Source organism: Microcoleus sp. LAD1_D3, assembly GCF_036702135.1.
Classification (GTDB): domain Bacteria; phylum Cyanobacteriota; class Cyanobacteriia; order Cyanobacteriales; family Microcoleaceae; genus Microcoleus.
On the sequence record NZ_JAUBSB010000031.1, the window covers coordinates 52,958 to 73,264 of the forward strand.

Consider the following 20,307-nt stretch of genomic DNA (forward strand, 5'->3'; position numbering starts at 1 on the left):
CTGTTGACTGTTGGCTGTTAACTAATAACTACTGACTACTGCCAACTGCCAATTGACTACCGATCGAGCTTGCGCTGAATTTGCCTCAGAGACTGGTACATTTCGGGCAAGCGGTTGTAGACTGCTGTGGCTTTGAGAAATAGTTTGTGGGGAATTGCTGGAATGCCCGTCACGATCGCACCTGCGGGCACGTCGCTGTGAATTCCGGCTTTAGCAGTGGCGATCGCCCCATCTCCGATTTTGGCTTGATTAGCAATTCCTACTTGACCTGCCAAAATTACATTGTTGCCAATTTTGACCCCGCCGGCCATGCCAACGTGAGCGGCAAACGCACAATTTTTTCCTACTTGACAGCCATGACCTACGTGTACTAAATTGTCGATTTTTGTATTCTGCCCGATGCGGGTTTCTCCGACAGCCGGCCTGTCGATCGTGCTGTTGCAGCCAACCTCAACGCCCTCTTCTAATACAGTGCAGCCAGACTGCTCCATTTTCACCCACCCTGTGGCTGTCGGCACGAACCCAAAACCTTCGCTGCCGATCGCCGCACCGCTGTGAATCACGCAATTTGCCCCGATGCGAGTACGTTCGTGAATGACACAATTAGCGTGTAAAACAGTGCCGGGGCCTATTTCCGCATCTGGGTAAATTACAACATTTGGATGAATGCAAACGTTGCTGCCAATTTTGACTTTTGCTTGAATAACGACGTGGGGGCCGATATAGACATTTTCACCAATTTCTGCTGAGGGGTGAACGGTGGCTGAGGGATGAATTTCGGATGCTGGGCGAAACGGTTGATAGAAAATGGCGATCGTTTCAGCAAACAGCAATCGCGGATCTGCTGCGGCAATCCAAGCAATGTTGCGATCGGTACATTGAGCTTGGAGGCTTTCATCTAAGGGTAAAATTAAAGCCGAAGCATTTGTAGTGGCTGTATGAACGGCAAATTTAGCACCTTCTATATAACTGATTGTGCCCGATGGAGCTTCATCAACAGGGGCAGCGCCAGTAATTTCCGGATCGGTAGCAACCGACGCTGTGAGGGTGCGACTGGTGGCTAAGTTAAGTTTTTCTACTATTTCACTAAACTTCATCTATAAAAATTTGTTGTTAGCACAGATGGATCATAGTTAAAATTACCAGCTTTGGAGCACGATCTGAGCAGTTGCCATTTAAAAAACAAAAACCCCGGTTTCTTGAAGAAGTCGGGGTTGTAGCGCTCGATTATTTTTGGCAATTATTTTACAGAAACTGCATCTACGTCAACGGTGCTGCCGTTGGCTTCAGAATAATTGGCACCGGTGGCTTCGGATGCTGAAGCTGTCTCTGTTTGGCGAGATTTAAAGTAGTCGATCGCCATTTGGGATACTTCCGAAATCAGCAAGACTGCGATCGCCACATCGTCAATTTGTCCGACGACGGGGAGAAAGTCTGGGGCAATGTCGATCGGGCTTACCAGATATGCCAGCGTTCCTAGAATAATCCACCAGCGATATTTGGGGTTGCGGAGGGTTTCGCGGTACCAGTTGTAAACAGATTGTATAGAAAAGTTCATGGGGTTGTCCTCTACTTATATTTTCAATCTTGACAAATTGTCGCTCGAAATGCTTGTGGAGATATCCCCCCTAGGGTTGGCAAGAGACTTCTACCTGGGAGTATAGGGAATTGGGGAGGGAGAAGTTGTCAAGCTGTGTTGAAAGGGCGGGGACTCTTGACAACGCCCCTACAGAAACCTGACAGATGAAAGCCGATAGAATTAATCTGTGTTTATCTGCGTTTATCTGCGGTTTAAAAAAACATTCATATTGTTGAGGGTAGATTCGGAATCTATTACTTGTATATCGTGATTAAAGCAAGTTACTTAGATTGGGATTTTCAACCGCAGGTGTCAGCAGATAAACACAGATGAACGCCGATGGGATTTATCTGTGTTTATCTGCTGTTTAAACAAATCTTCATCTCTCTCACTCACGAATTTTGAAAGATCCATTTTTGGTCGCCGATCGCAATTTCGCAGCCATTGGGCAGCCAAAAAGGCTCGTTAGCAGCCAGCCTCTGCCCACCCACAAAAGTGCCGTTGGAACTGCCGCTATCGACAAGCTGATACCGCTGTTTGCCAAGTTCGTCAGTGGCCCGGCGGATTTGAGCGTGGTAGCGCGAACTTTGCGGATCTTGTAATACTAAAGTGTTGGTTGGTTCGCGTCCAATTGTAAAGGGATTGGCTGTTAGGGCGATCGCTTCTCCAGAAAGTTTGTAGATTAAATATGCGGTTGTTTTGCGATCGCTGCTTGCGAGTACCGTTGGTGCAAGTTGGGGAGGATTTCTCCCAGGAGGGAGACTGTTTTGAGCAAGTTGTTCTGTCAGTTGTTGTAAATCGCGATCGAACGCTGCTGCTGTGTCAGAAGCTGGAAGACTCGCAGGAGAATTACCTGAAATTAAGTTTAACTGCTGTACGGGAGATTGAGGAACAATCGGACGGCCTGCTTCGGCAATTCTCATTTGCAGGGCGGCCGCATTTTCTGCTTCCTGTCGGGCACTCATTCCCTCAACTTGGCGAATAACTCCGTTGGTTTCGGGAAAGCTGACATCGCCAATTCGCACGTCTTCTAAGTTAAAGCCTAGAGTATAAAAATCTTGGACGCGATCGAGCAAATTTTGGCGCAGCAACAGCCGTCCTTGACTGATAAGCTGTTGTAGGGGTATTTGCCCGATCGCTAATCCCATACAATCCTTAACTGCACTTGCTAAAACAGCTAGAGGATCGGACAATTCCAAAGCTACTCGTTTCGGATCTATAACTTGATAAATAACAGTCAGAGTAGCATCAATTAAAAACCGATCCTTAGACAAAAAATCTCCGTGCGACTGTACATCCAAATTGCGGAGTTTGGTGTCTACGAGGACAATTTGAGACTGTTCCAGCAGGGGAAGGGCAAAGCTGAAATGCCGGCCGGATTTTAGGGTACGCACGACGCGGCCGTTTTTGACCAACAGACCCGTGTAACCCGCCCCTATAAAGTCCATGCTAAAGCCTGCCCAGCGTTCGGGTGTGACGGTTTGAATCAGGGGAGAAGCGTTGTTCATGGGAGGGAGTTGAGGGAGGGGAGATTCTATTTTTAGGGTAACAAATTGCTGGGGGCGAGCGATCGGGCGGTGTGCCGGTTTCGCAACCTCTATTCTATACTTCTAGATACCCCGCGATTCAGCGCGGACTGGATCGAGTTTGCACCCCAGCAATCCACCTTCTGTTTGTACTGCATTCCCACTTTTGCCATCACCCGTGGGGAAGCAATATTTTCCTATTTAGAAAGCGCTACCATGCGATCGAGTCCGAGATTTTGAAACCCGTATTCTAAGATAGCAAACGCTGCTTCACTTGCTCAACCCACGCCCCCAGTTTATATCTATTTGTACTCACTTACTCACTAGGCTTAAAGTGCATACATTCGCCAACAATCTTTAAATTATCGGCGTTGCATCTGCGGTTTTCCTATCACTCCAAGATTTATGCAATAAGTTTAGTGGGTCGATCGCCCTTTCATTCACCTGACCAAAAAAGCCGCACACTCAACATGAGAAGTCTGAGGAAAGAAATCCGCCGGCTGCACTCGCGCTAACTTATAATCCCCATTTTCGCACAAAATCTTGAGGTCGCGAGCCAAAGTAGCAGGCTTGCAGCTAACATAAACAATGCGATTTGGTTTGATTTCCTTGATAGCTTCCAAAACCGCGCGATCGCACCCTTTCCTCGGCGGATCTAGCAGCACAATATCCGGTGTCAATCCCAAGGAAGGCAGCAAACTCTCTACAGTTCCGGCCTGAAACTCGACATTTCTCACGTCATTTAACTCAGCATTTAATTGGGCTTGTTCGATCGCCGCAGGTTGCACTTCTAAACCTATGGCTATTTTTACTTGTTTTGCCAGGGGTAAAGTAAAAGTACCAATTCCGCAGAAAGCGTCAACCAAAACCTCATTTCCCTGCAAATTCAATTCCCCTACCATCACCTCTAACAACGCTTCAGCCGCCTCTGTATTTACCTGAAAAAAAGTATCTGCTCTTAGCTGAAATTTCAAACCAGCAAAGCTTTCTCGCAGATAAGAACGACCCGCTATGCAGCGAGTTTCGGTACCAAAAATCACATTAGTTTGAGCGGGATTTATATTCAAACAAACCCCTGCCAGTTGAGGATATTGTTTCAGCCACTCTGATGCTTGCTCTTCTAGTCCCGGCAAGTCTCCAGTGCGAACTATTAAAGTTAGCAGCATCTCGCCAGTGCGCCGTCCGATTCGCAAGGACAAGTGACGCAATTCTCCTGTATGTTTCTTTTCGTCGTAGACTTGCCAATCCCGCCAGTGGATGTCTTCTTTGACTTCTTTTAACAAAGGATTGAGGCGCGGATCTTGCACCGGACACTGATTGAGATTGACTAATTTGTGGGTGCTTTTTTGATAGTAACCTGCTTGGACTTGACCTGTTGCAGATATTGCCACGGGATAAGTCGCTTTGTTGCGGTATCCCAAAAATTGGGGAAATCCCTCAATTTTTCCCGTTAAAATTTCATCGACTTGGGGATTGCTAAATCCGCCAATCCGTTCTAAGGCTTGAATGATTTGATTTTGCTTGGCTGCAAGCTGATATTGATAATCTACGTGCTGCCACTGACAACCGCCGCACTTGTCGGCGACAATGCAGTTAGCTCGAATGCGGTGTTCGGAGGTTTCGAGAAGTGTGTCCAGCTTGCCTGTAGCATAGGTGGATTTGACTTGCACGAGGCGGACAAGGACTCGATCGCCCGTCACGGTATCGGGCACAAACACCACTAACTCACCAAAACGACCAACTCCGTCGCCGGTGTCTGTCAAGTCAGTAATCTCTATCTCAATCAGTTGACCTTGCTGGCAAGGGCTTGCCAATTTCGTCGAGTTTGGGGTGGGGAATTTAGATTTGGTCACAAGTAGTCATGGTAGGATTTAATATGGTAATGCAATATCGCTCTCTCTTTCCTGAGATAAGTCGTAGCGAAGCGGGGCTCCATCCATCGCACTCAAGCTCAATAGCAGGCTGTATTCCTGCTGCTGAACGTCTTGCTGCTAAAGCCAAGCTTCAACCTGCAAGTCAAGCCTGCCGTGAGTTGCCCCTACCCGTGCCTGTGCGATATGCTGTTGGGGCGACGTAGCAAAAACTCGTTAAACAGTCAAAGTGTCTGCCGACATCAAAACTCTCACTCGCAGTTTTTGAGTTTTTCCCGCAGTACCCTGGAACACAGGGAAACTGGCTTGAACATCAAGCATAACGTTTGGGGAGATTTACCCGCTACTTCTAATGTTGATAAATGTTAGAAGCAAAGTAAATCGCCCAACCAAGAATCTCATCTTTAAGGGATGAGAATGCCAATTAATCTTACTCTCAAATATCCTCAATTTTTTTGAATAACAATGAGCGTAGTTAGCCAACTAATTCTCCAAGCCGACGACGAACTTCGCTATCCCAGTACCGGCGAACTTCAAAGCATCAAAGATTTTTTTAAAACCGGGGAACAGCGGGTGCGTATTGCTACTGCGCTGTCTGACAGTGAGAAAAAAATTGTTGAAGAAGCTAGCAAAAAACTCTGGAAAAAACGCCCTGACTTTATCTCCCCCGGAGGTAATGCTTACGGCCAACGCGAACGGGCTTTGTGTCTGCGCGACTACGGCTGGTACTTGCGCCTGATTACCTACGGTATCTTGGCGGGTGACAAGGAGCCGATCGAAAGCATCGGTTTGATTGGCGTTCGGGAAATGTATAATTCTCTCGGCGTTCCTGTTCCTGGCATGGTCGAAGCTATCCGCTGTTTGAAGGAAGCTTCTTTGGCTTTGCTCAATCAGGATGATGCTAAGGAAGCAGCTCCTTATTTTGATTATATCGCTCAGGCAATGTCTTAATTGCTTTGGTGATTGCTTTCATCAATGTGGCGGAGCATTCGCGGGTGATTTTTGGGGTGATTTTATCTCGCAATTGCTCGCAAATGTTTCGCTTCTGTTTTTTGGCAAGGAAATCTGCCTCATTTCTGCTAGGAAGCAATGCAGTTTAAGCTTTCCCAGATGTTGAGTTCGTCTTGTCTTTCAATGCACATTTGGTTTAAAAAGTCAAGTATTTTTGGGAGAAATTGTTTTTTGAATTTCCGGCTGTCGTACTGAATGGATGTTTTGAGCTGCGAGAGTTCTCCAAGGGTGGGGCAGGTTTGGATATGATGGGCGATCGCATTTTGCCATTCTTCCAGCCTGCGGTACGAGATAAATTGTCCGCCTCTGTCCCGCCGATGCACGAAAACCACGAAAGCCCAGGATTCGACTCGCTTAATCAGGTTTTGGCTGATTTTGAGGAGTTGGGCGATCGACCTGACGGTGATGCGGAGCTTTTTCGAGGGTTGGATGCGGCGAAATAGTGCTGTCATGGCTGTATACTCAGGGCTTGAGAGGCAAGTTCTGTTTAGAGTCAATTACATATTACTATATCAGACTCTTATTGCACAAGTGCAAGAAAATTTAATTTAAACTTCTTAAGCTCAGATGTTGCTCGTGCAACCCTCAATCATTGATGCTGTGCTAGTTTGAGAGTTAACGTAGGTGGGAAAAATGTCAGGACTCTCTAACAAGGCTGTGGTAGACAAAGAGCAGGAATTGCGTCCCGTTCGCTTCACGGAAACGGGGCGGATGCGTTTGGGGAAGATTTTAAAAGCAGCAAGACAGACAACAGGTTGGTCTGTCAGCGAAACAGAGTTCAAAACAAAGGGATATGAAGAGGCGCTGTTTACAGCTACAAATCAACCCGTACCCAAAGATGTGGGTATCAGTGCCGCAACAGTCAACCGTTACGAACGCGGGAAGCTGGATAATTTGGATTGGCGATCGCTCTCTCTGTTATGCTTTGTGCTCAAGCCGATCGACCCGGTGACAGGGGAAGCCCTGGAACCGACAAATGCGCTTTATATCGCCTGCGAACATCCGCCGTACAACGATGCGAAGCTTTACGAGTAGATTACCGATCGCCCTTTTGTTTAGCAATTAAAGCTTTAGCTTGCTGCCACAGAGATTCTAACTCTTCAGGGGCATAATCCGACAAAGGTCGATCGCACGCAGCCTCCACCCTCGCAAACCGCTGCACAAAGCGATCGTTCGTTCCTTGCAAAGCAGCCGACGGATCTAAATCGTACCAGCGAGCTAATTGAATCAACACAAACATAATATCTCCCAATTCTGACTGCTGCGCTGCCTTATCCTCGTGTTTGAGAGCGTGTTCAAATTCTGCCATTTCTTCGTGAAATTTATCCCAAACGCCGTCTACACTGTCCCAATCAAAACTCACTTCCGCAGCTTTTTGAGAGATTTTCATCCCGGCGGCGATCGGCGGCAAAGTGCTGGCATAACGGCTCATTTTCGAGGCTAAAGTTGGCGGCTTTTCCGCAGTTGTGCCTTTTTCGGCTGCTTTAATTTTTTCCCAGTTTTCGTTGACTTCATCGACGCTGTTGAGTTCGACATCGCCGAAGACGTGGGGATGTCGCCGAATTAGTTTTTCTGTAATGCCCGCAGCGATTTCGGCGAAGCTGAACTGATTGGATTCGCTGGCAATTTGAGCTTGCAGAATTACCTGTAACAGTAAGTCACCCAATTCTTCGACGATCGCATCTTTATCTCCTTTGCGAATCGCGTCGGCGGTTTCATAAGCTTCTTCGATGATGTGAGGAATGAGAGTTTGGGGAGTTTGGGCTAAATCCCAGGGACATCCGCCGTTTGGCGATCGCAATTTAGCCACAACTTCTATAAGTTCTTGGAGTGCTGTGAGCGATCGACTGTGGGAATTAGACATCGGAATTTACCTTTTAGATTTGCTAGTGCGGCGGGTAGGTTGGCGTTTGCGCCTCTTAATTGTGCCAGGAGGCCGCAACCCGCTCAATCCTTTTTTTTTGAATTTTTTGTAAGCAGAGCCGCCCCAATCGCTCAGATAGTGGCTCATAGCACCCAATTCTAGACCGATGTAAACGGCTAAAATTTCGATGTGGTGTTCCCAGATCGATCGCCCGTAACTCAAAACCACATCCTGCCAATTCCCGCCTAAGTTCCCGACTTTTTCGGCAATTGCCAATCCCAACACTCCGAAAACCGCGATCCAGATAGCGAGGTACAAGATTCGCAAAGCAGTGCCGATTAGAGGGCCGTGGGACAAAAAAGAGCGGTGGCGCAGGCTTTTTTGGTATGGGAGCCAAATCGGTTTGAACCATCCCCAGCGCTGATACTGGCAAGAGTAGATATCCAAGTCGGGGCCAAACATCAGCCCGCCGAATAAGAAGCTGCCGGAAACGAGCAAAGTCAGGTTGCTGCTCTGAGTCTGGCCAAAGGTGAGGGCTGCCACCAAGGGCAAACTCCACATGGTTATTTGATCGTGGGTGCGGCCAGAGGGCATTTAAAGTTTAGGATTTTTTTTACTTGATCTTTCTGAGTTACTGTGATATGATAAATCCCGGTGAGTGCAATTGGGTGATTAGCTCAGTGGTAGAGCGCCTGCTTTACACGCAGGATGCCGTAGGTTCAAATCCTACATTACCCATCCGATAACTCAATATCAACAGTTTCAGCCGTTTTTAGCCGTCAAGCCAAGAACGGCTTTAACTATTGCTGTTGACGGTTGACTTTTGAATTGGGTGACGACTAAATTTAACATTCTGTGGCGAAGGTCTCAAAAGTTGGCACCCAATGCTAGAAAATTAATTTATTGATTTTCTTTTTTAGAACCGTGTATATGAAGCCTAAAATAACCAGCCCGATCGCGTGGCAGCAAGCTGAACTGCTAATGCAGCCAGCGATGATCCGAGTGATCGACAACATTCGCAAACAATTAGAGGAGTCAGTTTGGACGGGTACTTATCAAGAAGTGCAGATTCCGATTCCCGGCTATCAACTAATTTTAGAGCTTCAAGGCGAGCAAAGATGCGTCGATATTTGGGAACTTTGCTATCGAGTCTGCTTTGTCAACTACCAGCCCGCCCACACTCAACTGCAAAGCCAGGAAGTCGTAATTGATACTAGCTTGATTGAGGAGGACACTGGCGATGTAGATTGGAATCGTCTTGATGCCAAAGCCAGTCAATTAATACAAGAAATATTCGCCAATTTGGGCAAATAGTCAGTTGTCAGTTGTCAGGAAAGCAGTAGTTAACAGTCATCAGTCATCAGTCAACAGTCAACAAAATTTTATGCTGATTCAGGAATTGCACGACATTCAAGCAGCGGCCGGTGCTACTTTTGCAGAGTTAACAACCAAAGAAATTGTGCCAGTCAGTTTTGGTAACGACGCACAAGCGATCGCAGCAACGAAACAAGGTGCGGCTTTGTACGATCGCACTCACTGGGGACGCATTCAAATCTCAGACAGCGATCGACTGAGGTTCTTGCACAATCAAAGTACCAATAACTTTAACATACTCAAACCCGGTCAAGGTTGCGATACCGTTTTCGTCACATCCACCGCCCGGACGATCGACCTCGCCACCGCTTACGCTACAGAAGATGCCGTACTGCTGTTAGTTTCGCCCAACCGCCGCCGCCAACTACTGGAATTGCTCGATCGCTATATTTTCCCAATGGATCGCGTCGAGTTAACAGATTTAACCGATACAACTGTTGCTTTCAGTTTCCTCGGCCCGGAAAGCACTCAACTATTAGAAAAAATCGGAGTTACCGAACTAGAAAATCAACCTTACGCTACTCACAAATTGATAAATTTTGCAGGTATGGAAGTCCGAGTTGCGGTTGGTAGCGGTTTAGCAACTCCCGGATACACGTTAATTGCGCCAGCCAGCGATGCAGCCAAGTTGTGGCATGAATTAGTCAAAGCTGGGGCCGTACCGATGGGCGATCGAGTTTGGGAACAACTGCGAATCACACAAGGACGCCCCGCCCCCGATTTTGAACTCACAGATGATTACAATCCCTTAGAAGCCCGTCTTTTACACACGATTACCTATGACAAAGGCTGCTACATCGGTCAAGAAACAATTGCCCGGTTGAACACCTACAAAGGAGTCAAACAGCAACTTTGGGGCGTGCAGTTGAGCGGTGCGGTGGAACCCGGAACAGCAGTCACAATCGGAGAGGAAAAAGTCGGCAAACTCACCAGTTTTACGGAAACTGAATCCGGCTTTTTTGGTCTTGCTTACATCCGCACAAAAGCGGGGGGCGAAGGACTGAAAGTGCAAGTCGGATCGGTGTCAGGGGAAGTAGTAAATGTACCTTTCTTGAGTTCGTAGTTGCGCTCGGTCGCCTGTTGACGCCGCAACGCCAAAAACTTTTTTGTTGAGGTTGATTTGGGAAGGGTGCTAACACCATAAATTAACACCAAGTCCTATCTTTAGATAGATTTGCAAACCAACAACAGCAATTACTGTTTATAACAGTCGTCACAGAAAAAACAGAGTTTTTCAATGAAAAAGTTTACATCGCGCTTAGTTACAACTTGCCTGCGAGTAGGAATAATCTTTGCTGTAGGAATAGCGCTAATTTTTAGCTCCGAATTGGAATTATCGGGCAACAAAATGCAAGCGATCGCTACACCTTTAACTGCTGAAGCTAAGTCTTACGAAGTTGCCCGTCCCGATCGGCAGCCAACAAGCGATACAGAGAAGGATGCAAGTGGTGTACTTGACAATATCCGAGAAAAGCTGAATCTCGACCAACCCATTGCCCCCAGTACCAAAAGATTTATAGAATCGGTAAAAGATAACGTGGGCGAAGCAGTTACGCCGGCACAAGAAGCAGTAGAAAAAGCTACAGAGGGAGGTAGCAGCGATCGAGCCAACTAATTCAATCGCATCCAGTTTTCAAATATCATATTCTTAGTCCCTCTCTGCTGGGACGAAAGTTTGTTTAGTAGCGATTTCCAGCTCCGAATCATGGAAGGGATAACGAACCCGGATTTGATTGTTCACATCGGCACTTCAGGTTGGAGTTACGACCATTGGGAAGGTGTGCTTTATCCCCACCAGCTACCGCCTCGCTCTAGGCTCGATTGCTATATCCAGCACTATCAAACCGTCGAAGTTAATAGCACCTACTACCGCTGGCCACCAAACACTACCTTCGCTAACTGGCGAGAGCGTCTCCCCCAAGGATTTCTGATGACCGTAAAAGCGCCCCGTGGTCTAACCCACTCCAAGCGTCTTTACTCCCCAGAAAAGTGGTTGGAACGGATGAGTGAGGGACTTCAATGCTTGGGCGATCGATTGGGTATTCTGCTCGTCCAGCTCCCTCCCCAGTTCGGCTGCGATTTGCCTCGCCTAGCCTACTTTCTAGAACAGGTGCCCCCCTGGATCAAAGTAGCTGTCGAATTCCGACATCCAAGCTGGCACACAGAAGAGGTATTTTCGCTGCTGGAACGCTCTGGAGCGGCTTACTGCGTGATGAGCGGCGCCCACCTTCCGTGTATCCTGCGTGTAACGGGTTCATTCGTCTATGTGCGTCTCCACGGCCCCGACGCCAACAATCTCTACGGCGGCTCCTACTCGGATGATGATTTGCATTGGTGGGCCGATCGCATCCACGAGTGGGAAAGTCAGGGGCGGAGCGTGTTCGTTTACTTCAACAATGACGGAGAGGGAAATGCAGTTCGCAACGCTTCAAAGCTAAAAACTTTTGTGGAGAACGGTACTTCCTGACAAGCGAAGATTGAGACCGTTCGCATTCTTTTGGGCGCATTCAAAAACGTTCCGCAGTCGGATTTAATCGCACCTTTGGCATTTCCAGAGTGTCAGGTGTCTGTGGAGGATTTGCTCAGGAGGAGTGCACAGCCCAGTTGTGAGTGAGGAAATTTTAAAAATTTATTGACAGACTGAAACAAACTTGCAATGCTGTATCAGCCATCCGCTACAGACAGGACTTTTCAAGGCAAGCGTTGTTTTTTGGACGCTTGCTACACAAACGCCCAACTCTAACTTAACTGCTTGTAGCCAAGTATACGCTTGATTGTGGTTATAAGTCCCTCTAAAGAATTATGTGTAGATTCTCCTGAAGACAGATGATAGCAGCGACCAAGATAAATAATATACAAAGTGTACAGAGCTATTAGGTAATCTAAGGGCATAATTTAAAAGCAGTCTAGCGCCTTATAGGAAAGACATTCGACTTACGCACTTGCCCAAGCTAAACAAAGTGGCAGTATGTGGCGTATTCTTGTGCCTTACTTCAGGTTAATGACTACTTGATATTTGATACTTAATTAATTAAGTTTACCTGATTTCTTCTTTCTCTGTTCTACCTGTCAGACCCTAATTACCCTGTGGCTAAACGTTTCCTTGTAGATGCCACAGAGTATGCCTAAGATTTTCGCACTTTAAGATATTTGTTCTGCAGGTAGGTCATGGGCTATACCCAGACAGACCTATTCTTTTTTACCTGATTATCCACTTATCTAAGAACTATCATGGTTAACTTACTCAGACCGCCCAGTGTTTCTTCAAGTTCTCGCTTCGGTACTGTAACTGGTTTGTGGAGAGAACAGTCTCTTTACGACAGGAGGGCGCTTAAGACTGGTATCGTCCATTTCGGGCCTGGTCGTTTTTTTAGGGGCCACCTCGCCTACATAATACATAACTATCTGGCACAGAAAAATTCCCAAGAGCAGAGATGGGGGATTTGTGGGGTTAGCCTCAAGAGTCAACAGACCATTACTAGGTTGAAACCCCAGAGATTCCTTTACACTTTGACCAAACACTCTAGTTGCGCTCAAAAGCGTGAGGAAGCGGAAGTTATCGGTTCTGTCAGGGAAATTGTCGATGGTAGAGAGAAGTGCTACTATGTGCTCGAAAAGATGGCGTCTTCTTCTGTGCATCTTGTGACTCTGACAATTACTCAAGGAGGCTACCATCTAGACAAGAATTTTAATCTCGACACAGCGAATGAAGACATCGCGCACGATTTGCAAAATCCTTCCACTCCAACAACTGCAATTGGCTTTATAGTAGAGGCGCTACGCCGACGACGCGATCGCAACATGACCCCCTTCACCACCCTTTCTTGCGACAACCTGCCAAGAAACGGGGAGATCCTGCGAAAAGCAGTGCTAGCTTACGCTGACTCGATCGATCCTCAACTTGCAGAATACATCAGGGATAACGCCACATTTCCTAATACGGTTGTAGACAGGATTGTGCCTCAAGAGCAAGAATCCGACTATAACTACCCCAACCGACTGTTGCAAGTTCGAGATCGCGCACCCATTGTAACCGAACCATTTTGGCAGTTTGTCGTGGAAGACAAATTCACAGGCGATCGACCCAAGTGGGAAGATACGGGGGTGATTATGACTAGCGACATCACTCCCTTCCTGTATATGAAGTCCAGATTCTTGAATGCAGTACACTCCTTCATAGCCTGTTTAGCTGTAAGAGCAGGTATAGAGTATATGCACGAGGCGATAACGCTACCGGAATTCAACTTGTTTACTCGGCTTCTCATGGACGATATAGCGGCAGCAACACCAGTGCCTCGCGAGATGTGTGAACAATATATGGAGCAGGTGTTACTAAGGCTCAGTAACGAAGATCTTCCCGATACTACTGAGAGAATCTCTTCAGAAACAGCAAGGAAAGTAGGCAAGTATATATTTCCCATACTTCAGGATGCTTATAGCCGAAAAGTCAGCATGAAGCGGATTATACTTCCTGTTGCGGCGTGGCTTCTGGCAGTCAGAGAGGAGGCGAGCGAGTCTGGTCAACCCTATCATGCCAAGGATACCCAAAGCGCAATTACAGCCATTCAAGAAGGCGCGGTAATTAGTGGGATTCTGGGATTGGAGAATTGCGAACACACAGAGGCCGTAGATAATGAATGCCAACAAGCTTTGCGAGATATCCAGACCCAAGGACTATTGACTACGCTTAAAAATTACAGTGAGGGAGGTCTGTTGAATGAAACCGTTTCAGCATGATTTGGTGGTGCTTTTCGATCATGACGGAACTGTTGTTGACAGTGAAACCATAGCACTTAAGAGCGCATGGAGGCTGACAAATGAAGTGGCTCGTGAGTTCCCTGGCGCTCAACACTATGAGCTTGAGGACTTTGTTAAAAGCTTCGCCGGGAAACCCTACAGGGAAATACTCAAAAAGCTTTACCCAGACTCATTAACCAGTCTTAATGAGCACGATATTGACAGGCTAGTGGCTGAAGAAGAAAAGAGAGCGATTGAACGGCTTACTGTACAGGCAAAAGCAACTTCAGGAACGCCCCAAGTGCTGTCTTACCTGCGCGACGACGGATTTGAATATGCACTTGTAAGTAACAGCAGCTTACAGCGGCTGAGTGCTTGCCTTACTTCTGCTGCCCTGACCGACTATTTCCCCAGCAAGCAGGTATTTAGCGCTCACGACTCTCTCCCCGTTCCGCGTCCCAAGCCACTTCCTGACATCTACCTACATGCAGTCAAGTGTCTGGACGCAGAAGTTTCCGATTGCGTGGCAATTGAAGATTCTATAAGTGGTGTAAGGTCTGCCGTTGCCGCTGGAATTGGGCAGATTATCGGTTATGTAGGGGGGACTCATATAAGCGAGGATGAACGAAAAAGCCGTGCAGATGCTCTTGAGTCGGCTGGTGCCCACCAAGTTATCGAGCGGATGCACGATCTTATCGGTCTGTTATCAACAACCCCAGTGTAAGGACACGGGGCATCACGCGAGCGCTTGATGCCCTTAGTTAGGATGGTGAAAGATGGCGTTGCTGAATATCAAGAATTCTGGGCCATGGAACGCTTCACCTTATAAATCCACCCTTGACTCAGACTCAACACCTGCGAATAAGACAAGTCCGTATCTAACACCAAATCAAACACAAACGGCTTAACTAAACGGGGAAACCATCGATGAAATAGCCTTCCTATCGTCAACCGCAAGAAAAACTCAACCACCAACAACTTCGTGCGAGGAAACGAATAATTTGATAACTCTTGCAAGGCATGGGCATCCGGGACTCGCTGCTCTGAAAATAAAGGCAAAACCTTCCCCCAATCATCCGCATACTGCTCTAACAATTGTCCCAAAATCAGCACATCCTCTAACGAAGAATTACACCCCTGGCCAATCGAGGGAGACACCGCATGAGCAGCATCGCCAATCAGCAACACACTATCGCCCTCATGAAAGCGATCGCAACGTACCGTTAACACCCTCGCCACCGGACGCTTCAGCAACGCCTCCGCTTCTTCCCACGACATCAACTGACCAAACAGCGGGAAATTTTCCTCAAAAAATGCCTTGACTTCTTCTTTCGTGGATAATCCTTCTAGGGGATTAGTCTGTGCCTCAAAAATAATCACGCCATTCAACTGGTCTCCTGGCTGGGGTACCATTAACATCCGGGTTTTATTATTCAAATTCCAGGCATGGACTTTATTCGGTTCTAACTCCACTCCTGCAGTCGGATTGAGCCGACTTAAAAACACAGATTTATAGGCATCCGGAATATAGTTTTGGGAACACGGCAAGCCTGCATTCTCGACTAAATAGTCTCGAATTTGCGATCGCGCCCCATCGGCACCCACCAGTAGATCGTAGTGAACGGTAAAGCTATCTCCTTCTGAAGGTTTCAACATCACGGTTTTAGCCGTTGCATCCACAGCCGTACATTCACAGTTGAAATGTACTTTAACCTGATTCGGACTAGAGGTTTCGGTTAATTGCTTCAACAGAATCGTCACGAGGCAATTGCGATCGATTGTGAGCACCGGATTTTCGCGAGGAACCGGCCGGGATTTGCCCTTTTTCCGATAAATAATCGTCCCGTGACAGAACACACTTTGAGCGGCGATCGCCTCCTCTAACCCAACAATGGCTCGAATGGCTTTTCTGCCCCGTTCCTGAAGCGAGAGCGGAAATGTGCGGTTTCCAGAAACATCAGTCAACCGAGGATCGGGACGACGTTCATAGATATGAATATGGTAGTTGCCCCGACGCAATAAATAATGTGCCAGTAGCAGTCCAGCCGGGCCCGCTCCAATAATCACAACGTTTTGAACCATAGGGGTTTACCGAATACTATGAGTTGATGTACCGAACTTTATTATGCTTGCCGGCAGAGCCGCGACTTCTGAATAAAATTGATTCAGGGCAATCAGGGTTTCAACAAAGAAGTGGGGGATCTGGGTTGTCTTTTCATGTCCCATCGGCAACCTCTGAAAAGTTAGACATTCTCAAGAATAGCTTGGGCGACAGCTTCATCGGCGATCAGTCTTGCGATCGACTTCCCATGCAGAGCCGCCAAAATTGACTCCACCTTTTTCACGCATCCTGCAATACTGATAATAAGCCGTCCTCACAAGGCCATAAATTAAGATGAACAGCAATACCACCACAGGCTCAACAATCAAGCTGAATCAAGCATCCCTGTCTCGTTTACCTGGAAACGTGCGCGTACCCAATTACGATCGCCATCAAGTTACTAATGGAATTGTGCATATTGGGGTTGGTGGATTTCATCGATCGCACCAAGCGCTTTATCTCGATGATTATTTCCATCAGAATCCTGGTAGTGATTGGGGAATCTGTGGTGTTGGATTGCTGGACTATGACTACGACAGGCGGATGCGGGATGCGCTTCAATCCCAAGATTGTTTGTATACTTTAGTTGAGCGATCGCTAGAAGGAGATCGCGCTAGAGTCATCGGTTCAATCACTCAATACCTTTTTGCACCAGACAATCGTCAAGCAGTTATTGAAGCATTAGCAGCCCCCGAATGCCGAATCGTTACTCTAACGATCACTGAAAGCGGCTACTACTACATTGAAGGAAGTGGCAATTTCGATGTAAACCACCCGACGATGCAGCACGATTTGCAACATCCTGACAAACCACTTGGGACATACGGTTTTTTGACAGCCGCGCTCGAAAAGCGGCGTAAACAGGGGTTGGCACCCTTTACAGTCTTGTCCTGTGACAATATCCAGGGCAACGGCAACATGGTGCGGAAAATGCTAACGACATTTGCCCAAATGCGCGATCCAGACTTAGGAAGTTGGATTGCTGAACACGTTGCGTTTCCCAACTGCATGGTCGATCGCATTACTCCGCTGACAACCCCAGCAGATATCAAAATGGTGGCCCAACAGTTTGGTATTGATGATGCGTTTCCATGCGTCGCGGAGCCTTTCACCCAGTGGGTAATCGAAGATACCTTTTGTGCAGGCAGACCGGATTGGGAATCCCTTGGCGTACAGATGACTAAGGATGTTCATCCCTATGAAATGATGAAAATTCGGCTGCTCAACGCCAGTCATATGCTGATTGGCTATCTCGGCTCTCTGGCAGGTTATAACTACGTTTATGAAGTCATGGCTGATCCCTTGTTTCAGCAAGCAGTTGCTAACCTGATGGACGAGGTGACACCAACGCTCCAACCCGTTCCTGGGATCGATTTAGACGATTATAAAAAAACTTTAATTGAACGGTTTTCCAATCCCAAAATTCGCGATCAGCTTCCACGCCTTTGCCTGAATGGATCGGCCAAAATTCCTAAGTTTGTTTTGGGATCGATCCGCGATAAATTACAACTTGGAGGTGCGATCGATTACCTAAGTTTGACGATTGCTGCTTGGTGTCGATACATCAATAGTCATGATGAACAAGGGCAACCTATTCCCATTGATGACCCATTAGCAGACATCCTTACTCAACGCGCCAGTTTGAGTGAATTAGATCCCAGACCATTACTGGGCCTATCTGAAATTTTTGGAGATTTAGTACAGTCACCACGTTTCGTCGAGACTGTTGCTGACCAGTTGCGTAGTTTGCATGAGTTCGGTGCTAAAGGAACGCTAGCCCGATTGTCGTAGGCACCCTCCGCATCCGTGAGGAAACCTATTTGACACTGCCACGGCTGCACTACGTTAAAGCCGTGGGGTTCTCCCGTCTAGCCCAGCTCTATGTCTACGAGTGCAAAGGGAAATTCAGCAGCCAGTACAGCGCAGTATTTATTGAGGTCATACTTTCGTATCTTCCCTCTGGCAAAAGCATCTATCTTAAGGCGGATTCTCCTCAGTGAGTAACTCAGGTTCAATGGAGAAGACCGTGTATGCCTACGGATGAATCTTCATGAAGCGCGACGCCAGAGGCAAGTTTGTTAGCAATTGGAACTTGGAGACGAAACAACGAGTGAGCGTATCTCTGACTAATACAGCATGGCGATCACTCGATAAAGAGGCTCACAGGCGAGGAATTTCTCGCTCTGAACTCATTGAACGCTTTGCCCGCACTCTTGAAGGCGAACCGTTGTTCTCTGCCCAAGAAACTGAGAGCAAGGTAGCAACGATTCTTGAAAGCATTACGGATGCTTTTGTCGCCTTTGATCGCGACTGGCGCTACACCTACGTGAATCGGGCGGCGGCTAAAATCCTGCATAAAACGCCAGAACAGCTACTAGGAAAACACGTTTGGAATGAGGTTTTTCCTGAGCTGGTCGGTGCAATTCCCTATCAAGCACTCCATCGGGCAGTGACGGAACAAGTTCCTGTTTCCTGGGAAGAATTTGGGGAATCAGTTCAGCGTTGGATAGAGGCCAATGCTTATCCCTCGACGGCAGGGGTAGCGGTCTATTTTCGGGATGTAAGCGATCGCAAGCAAGCGGAAGCAGAACGAGAACGGTTGTTGCACGAGCTGGAAATTGAACGCACCCGATTTGAAGCCGTTTTACAACAAATGCCTGCTGGAGTAATGATTGCCGATGCGGCATCCGGTAAGTTAGTTCTGGCGAACGAACAAACCAAGCAAATTGTTGGGTATCGGTATGAACAATTGCTTGAGCTTGAGGAATATGTACCCATTGCTCGCTTTGAATGCTTTCGCTCAGATGGTCAGATATATGCGCCTAATGAGTATCCACTGGCGCGATCGCTAAAAACAGGAGAGGTTGTTACCAACGAAGAGATGGAAGTTCATCGAGATGATGGTAAGCGCATTTTCATTAACATCAACTCAGCACCAATTTTAGATAACCAGGGGCAGATTGTTGCAGCCGTTGTTGTCTTCCAAGACGTGACGGATTACAAACAGGTTGAACAGGCATTACGAGAGAGCGAAGAACGCCTGCGATTGGCATTGACGGCGGCTCAGATGGTTGTCTGGGATATGGATTTGCAGAGCAATCAGGTGGTGTGTTCTGCCAAGGCTCTAGATGTTTGGGGTCTTCACGAAGGTACGGGAGAAGACTTTTTTGCACTCATTCATCCAGACGATCAACAACGGGTGATTCAAGCGACGGCAGGGGCAATGGCTGGAGAACAGCCCTACGCACCGGAGTATCGGGTAATTTGTCCAGACGGCGTTGTGCGCTGGCTCAACAGTCAGGGGCAAGTCTATCGGGATGAGACGGGGCAAGGAGTTCGCATGATTGGCGTTTCGGTTGATATTACAGAACGCAAACAGATCGAAGCAGAACGCGATCGCCTTTTAAAACGAGAACAAACTGCCCGACTCGAAGCAGAAAGCGAACGCAAGCGGTTGCATGACATCCTGATCCAATTGCCTGCCATGATTGCCATTGTTAAAGGTGCCGATCTTGTGTATCAATACTCCGGACAGTTTTTAAAGAGGGATGCGACGCCTACGGCAAGCAACGCTTACGCAATAAATCACAGAAGCGAAAAAAGTGAGTGCAATCTGAACCCAAAATGAACAGAAAAAAAGGCGCTCTTTTAGGTTAAGCTATAAAAACACACAAGCTCTTCAGATTGCCTTAGGAAGATTATTGAATCCATCTTACAACAAATGCCAGGGATTAGTCAACCCCAAAAGAAGTTTTTAATCACTTTATTCTCAACTATTTTGCTTGTTTATGGCAAGGTCAACTTCACCAATCTCAGTCGTTATAGTTGTTTGAGCGAAAAAACCTACCGTCGTCACTTTCTCAAAAGCTTTAACTTTCCACAATTCAATCAATATTTTCTCGAAAAAACCTTAAATCCTGAACACACCGTCATTGCTGTTATTGATTGTTCTTTCTTAAGAAAAAGTGGCAAAAAAACAGACGGTAAAGCTTATTTTTATAATGGTGTAGCGGGAAAATCGGAAGAGGGATTGGAAATTTCTGTGATTTCTAGTGTCGAAATTGAGACTCGTTTATCTTATAGTTTAAGTGTACAACAAACTCCATCACGCCCTCAAATAAAGCCTGCGAAAAAGCTGGCCCAAAAACCGAAGAATTCCTGGTCAAAAAAAACTCGCAAAAAACCTGACTCTCAAAGTTCAAAGCCTGACATCACAAGAGTTGATGACTATGCACAACATCTAA

The 20,307-nt window shown here is 47.1% G+C and carries 20 protein-coding genes, 1 tRNA gene and 1 pseudogene; 13 read left to right on the plus strand and 9 right to left on the minus strand.

Annotation, left to right across the window (positions count from 1 at the left end):
- Positions 1 to 56: 56 nt before the first annotated feature.
- The 4 genes from lpxD to rlmD all read right to left on the minus strand — a co-directional run bounded on the left by lpxD (position 57) and on the right by rlmD (position 4,958).
- Entirely contained in the window at positions 57 to 1,097 is a 1,041-nt protein-coding gene (gene lpxD / locus QUA74_RS17985) for a UDP-3-O-(3-hydroxymyristoyl)glucosamine N-acyltransferase (RefSeq protein ID WP_333331734.1), read from the minus strand.
- A gap of 143 nt (positions 1,098 to 1,240) precedes the next feature.
- Positions 1,241 to 1,558 (minus strand): YkvA family protein, encoded by a 318-nt coding sequence (locus tag QUA74_RS17990; RefSeq protein ID WP_333331737.1) that lies wholly within the window; start codon positions 1,556 to 1,558, stop codon positions 1,241 to 1,243.
- A 413-nt stretch (positions 1,559 to 1,971) separates the two neighbouring features.
- Positions 1,972 to 3,087 carry an SPFH domain-containing protein gene (locus QUA74_RS17995; RefSeq protein WP_333331740.1) on the minus strand — a complete coding sequence of 372 codons (1,116 nt, stop codon included), beginning with the start codon at positions 3,085 to 3,087 and terminating at the stop codon, positions 1,972 to 1,974.
- 458 nt (positions 3,088 to 3,545) lie between these two features.
- Positions 3,546 to 4,958 (minus strand): 23S rRNA (uracil(1939)-C(5))-methyltransferase RlmD, encoded by a 1,413-nt coding sequence (gene rlmD, locus QUA74_RS18000; RefSeq protein ID WP_333331743.1) that lies wholly within the window; start codon positions 4,956 to 4,958, stop codon positions 3,546 to 3,548.
- 23 nt (positions 4,959 to 4,981) lie between these two features.
- Between rlmD and QUA74_RS18005 the strand changes: the two genes are divergently transcribed.
- Complete coding sequence (locus QUA74_RS18005; protein WP_333331746.1) at positions 4,982 to 5,182, plus strand: hypothetical protein; 201 nt, start codon at positions 4,982 to 4,984, stop codon at positions 5,180 to 5,182.
- 259 nt (positions 5,183 to 5,441) lie between these two features.
- Positions 5,442 to 5,927: an allophycocyanin subunit alpha-B gene (locus tag QUA74_RS18010; RefSeq protein WP_190746013.1), complete on the plus strand. Its 486-nt coding sequence runs from the start codon at positions 5,442 to 5,444 to the stop codon at positions 5,925 to 5,927.
- A 128-nt stretch (positions 5,928 to 6,055) separates the two neighbouring features.
- Here QUA74_RS18010 and QUA74_RS18015 read toward each other — a convergent pair whose 3' ends face one another.
- Positions 6,056 to 6,439 carry a hypothetical protein gene (locus QUA74_RS18015; RefSeq protein WP_333331751.1) on the minus strand — a complete coding sequence of 128 codons (384 nt, stop codon included), beginning with the start codon at positions 6,437 to 6,439 and terminating at the stop codon, positions 6,056 to 6,058.
- A gap of 181 nt (positions 6,440 to 6,620) precedes the next feature.
- On the opposite strand from QUA74_RS18015, the gene QUA74_RS18020 reads away from it, so the two are divergent.
- Positions 6,621 to 7,022, plus strand: coding sequence for a helix-turn-helix domain-containing protein (locus QUA74_RS18020; protein ID WP_172192721.1), 402 nt, complete (start codon positions 6,621 to 6,623; stop codon positions 7,020 to 7,022).
- Position 7,023: 1 nt separating this feature from the next.
- Here the strand turns inward: QUA74_RS18020 and mazG are convergent, their stop codons facing one another.
- Together mazG and QUA74_RS18030 are read right to left on the minus strand one after the other, a co-directional pair.
- Positions 7,024 to 7,851 (minus strand): nucleoside triphosphate pyrophosphohydrolase, encoded by an 828-nt coding sequence (gene mazG / locus QUA74_RS18025; RefSeq protein WP_333331754.1) that lies wholly within the window; start codon positions 7,849 to 7,851, stop codon positions 7,024 to 7,026.
- A gap of 6 nt (positions 7,852 to 7,857) precedes the next feature.
- Positions 7,858 to 8,445 (minus strand): metal-binding protein, encoded by a 588-nt coding sequence (locus QUA74_RS18030; protein WP_333331757.1) that lies wholly within the window; start codon positions 8,443 to 8,445, stop codon positions 7,858 to 7,860.
- A 72-nt stretch (positions 8,446 to 8,517) separates the two neighbouring features.
- On the opposite strand from QUA74_RS18030, the gene QUA74_RS18035 reads away from it, so the two are divergent.
- The 7 genes from QUA74_RS18035 to QUA74_RS18065 all read left to right on the plus strand — a co-directional run bounded on the left by QUA74_RS18035 (position 8,518) and on the right by QUA74_RS18065 (position 14,686).
- Positions 8,518 to 8,589, plus strand: a tRNA-Val gene (locus tag QUA74_RS18035).
- 192 nt (positions 8,590 to 8,781) lie between these two features.
- Positions 8,782 to 9,165 (plus strand): hypothetical protein, encoded by a 384-nt coding sequence (locus tag QUA74_RS18040; protein WP_333331760.1) that lies wholly within the window; start codon positions 8,782 to 8,784, stop codon positions 9,163 to 9,165.
- Between the two features lie 73 nt (positions 9,166 to 9,238).
- Complete coding sequence (gene ygfZ / locus QUA74_RS18045) at positions 9,239 to 10,288, plus strand: CAF17-like 4Fe-4S cluster assembly/insertion protein YgfZ (RefSeq protein ID WP_333331788.1); 1,050 nt, start codon at positions 9,239 to 9,241, stop codon at positions 10,286 to 10,288.
- Positions 10,289 to 10,462: 174 nt separating this feature from the next.
- Positions 10,463 to 10,840 carry a hypothetical protein gene (locus tag QUA74_RS18050; protein WP_333331762.1) on the plus strand — a complete coding sequence of 126 codons (378 nt, stop codon included), beginning with the start codon at positions 10,463 to 10,465 and terminating at the stop codon, positions 10,838 to 10,840.
- Positions 10,841 to 10,930: 90 nt separating this feature from the next.
- On the plus strand, positions 10,931 to 11,692 hold the full coding sequence (locus tag QUA74_RS18055) for a DUF72 domain-containing protein (RefSeq protein ID WP_333331765.1): 762 nt from the start codon (positions 10,931 to 10,933) through the stop codon (positions 11,690 to 11,692).
- Between the two features lie 764 nt (positions 11,693 to 12,456).
- Complete coding sequence (locus tag QUA74_RS18060; protein WP_333331768.1) at positions 12,457 to 13,962, plus strand: mannitol dehydrogenase family protein; 1,506 nt, start codon at positions 12,457 to 12,459, stop codon at positions 13,960 to 13,962.
- Entirely contained in the window at positions 13,943 to 14,686 is a 744-nt protein-coding gene (locus tag QUA74_RS18065; protein WP_333331771.1) for an HAD family phosphatase, read from the plus strand. Before QUA74_RS18060 ends, QUA74_RS18065 begins: the two co-directional genes overlap by 20 nt.
- 68 nt (positions 14,687 to 14,754) lie before the next feature.
- On the opposite strand, the gene QUA74_RS18070 is transcribed toward QUA74_RS18065, so the two are convergent.
- Positions 14,755 to 16,044, minus strand: a complete 1,290-nt coding sequence (locus QUA74_RS18070) for an NAD(P)/FAD-dependent oxidoreductase (RefSeq protein WP_333331774.1) — start codon at positions 16,042 to 16,044, stop codon at positions 14,755 to 14,757.
- A 161-nt stretch (positions 16,045 to 16,205) separates the two neighbouring features.
- On the minus strand, positions 16,206 to 16,328 hold the full coding sequence (locus QUA74_RS18075; protein WP_333331791.1) for a sugar-binding domain-containing protein: 123 nt from the start codon (positions 16,326 to 16,328) through the stop codon (positions 16,206 to 16,208).
- Positions 16,329 to 16,357: 29 nt separating this feature from the next.
- On the opposite strand from QUA74_RS18075, the gene QUA74_RS18080 reads away from it, so the two are divergent.
- The 3 genes and pseudogenes from QUA74_RS18080 to QUA74_RS18090 all read left to right on the plus strand — a co-directional run.
- A complete protein-coding gene (locus tag QUA74_RS18080; protein WP_333331777.1) occupies positions 16,358 to 17,854 on the plus strand; it encodes a mannitol dehydrogenase family protein in 1,497 nt (498 codons plus the stop codon).
- Positions 17,855 to 18,113: 259 nt separating this feature from the next.
- Positions 18,114 to 19,691 (plus strand): PAS domain S-box protein, encoded by a 1,578-nt coding sequence (locus QUA74_RS18085; RefSeq protein WP_333331781.1) that lies wholly within the window; start codon positions 18,114 to 18,116, stop codon positions 19,689 to 19,691.
- Between the two features lie 93 nt (positions 19,692 to 19,784).
- Positions 19,785 to 20,307, plus strand: a pseudogene (locus QUA74_RS18090) (transposase); the annotation flags it as partial.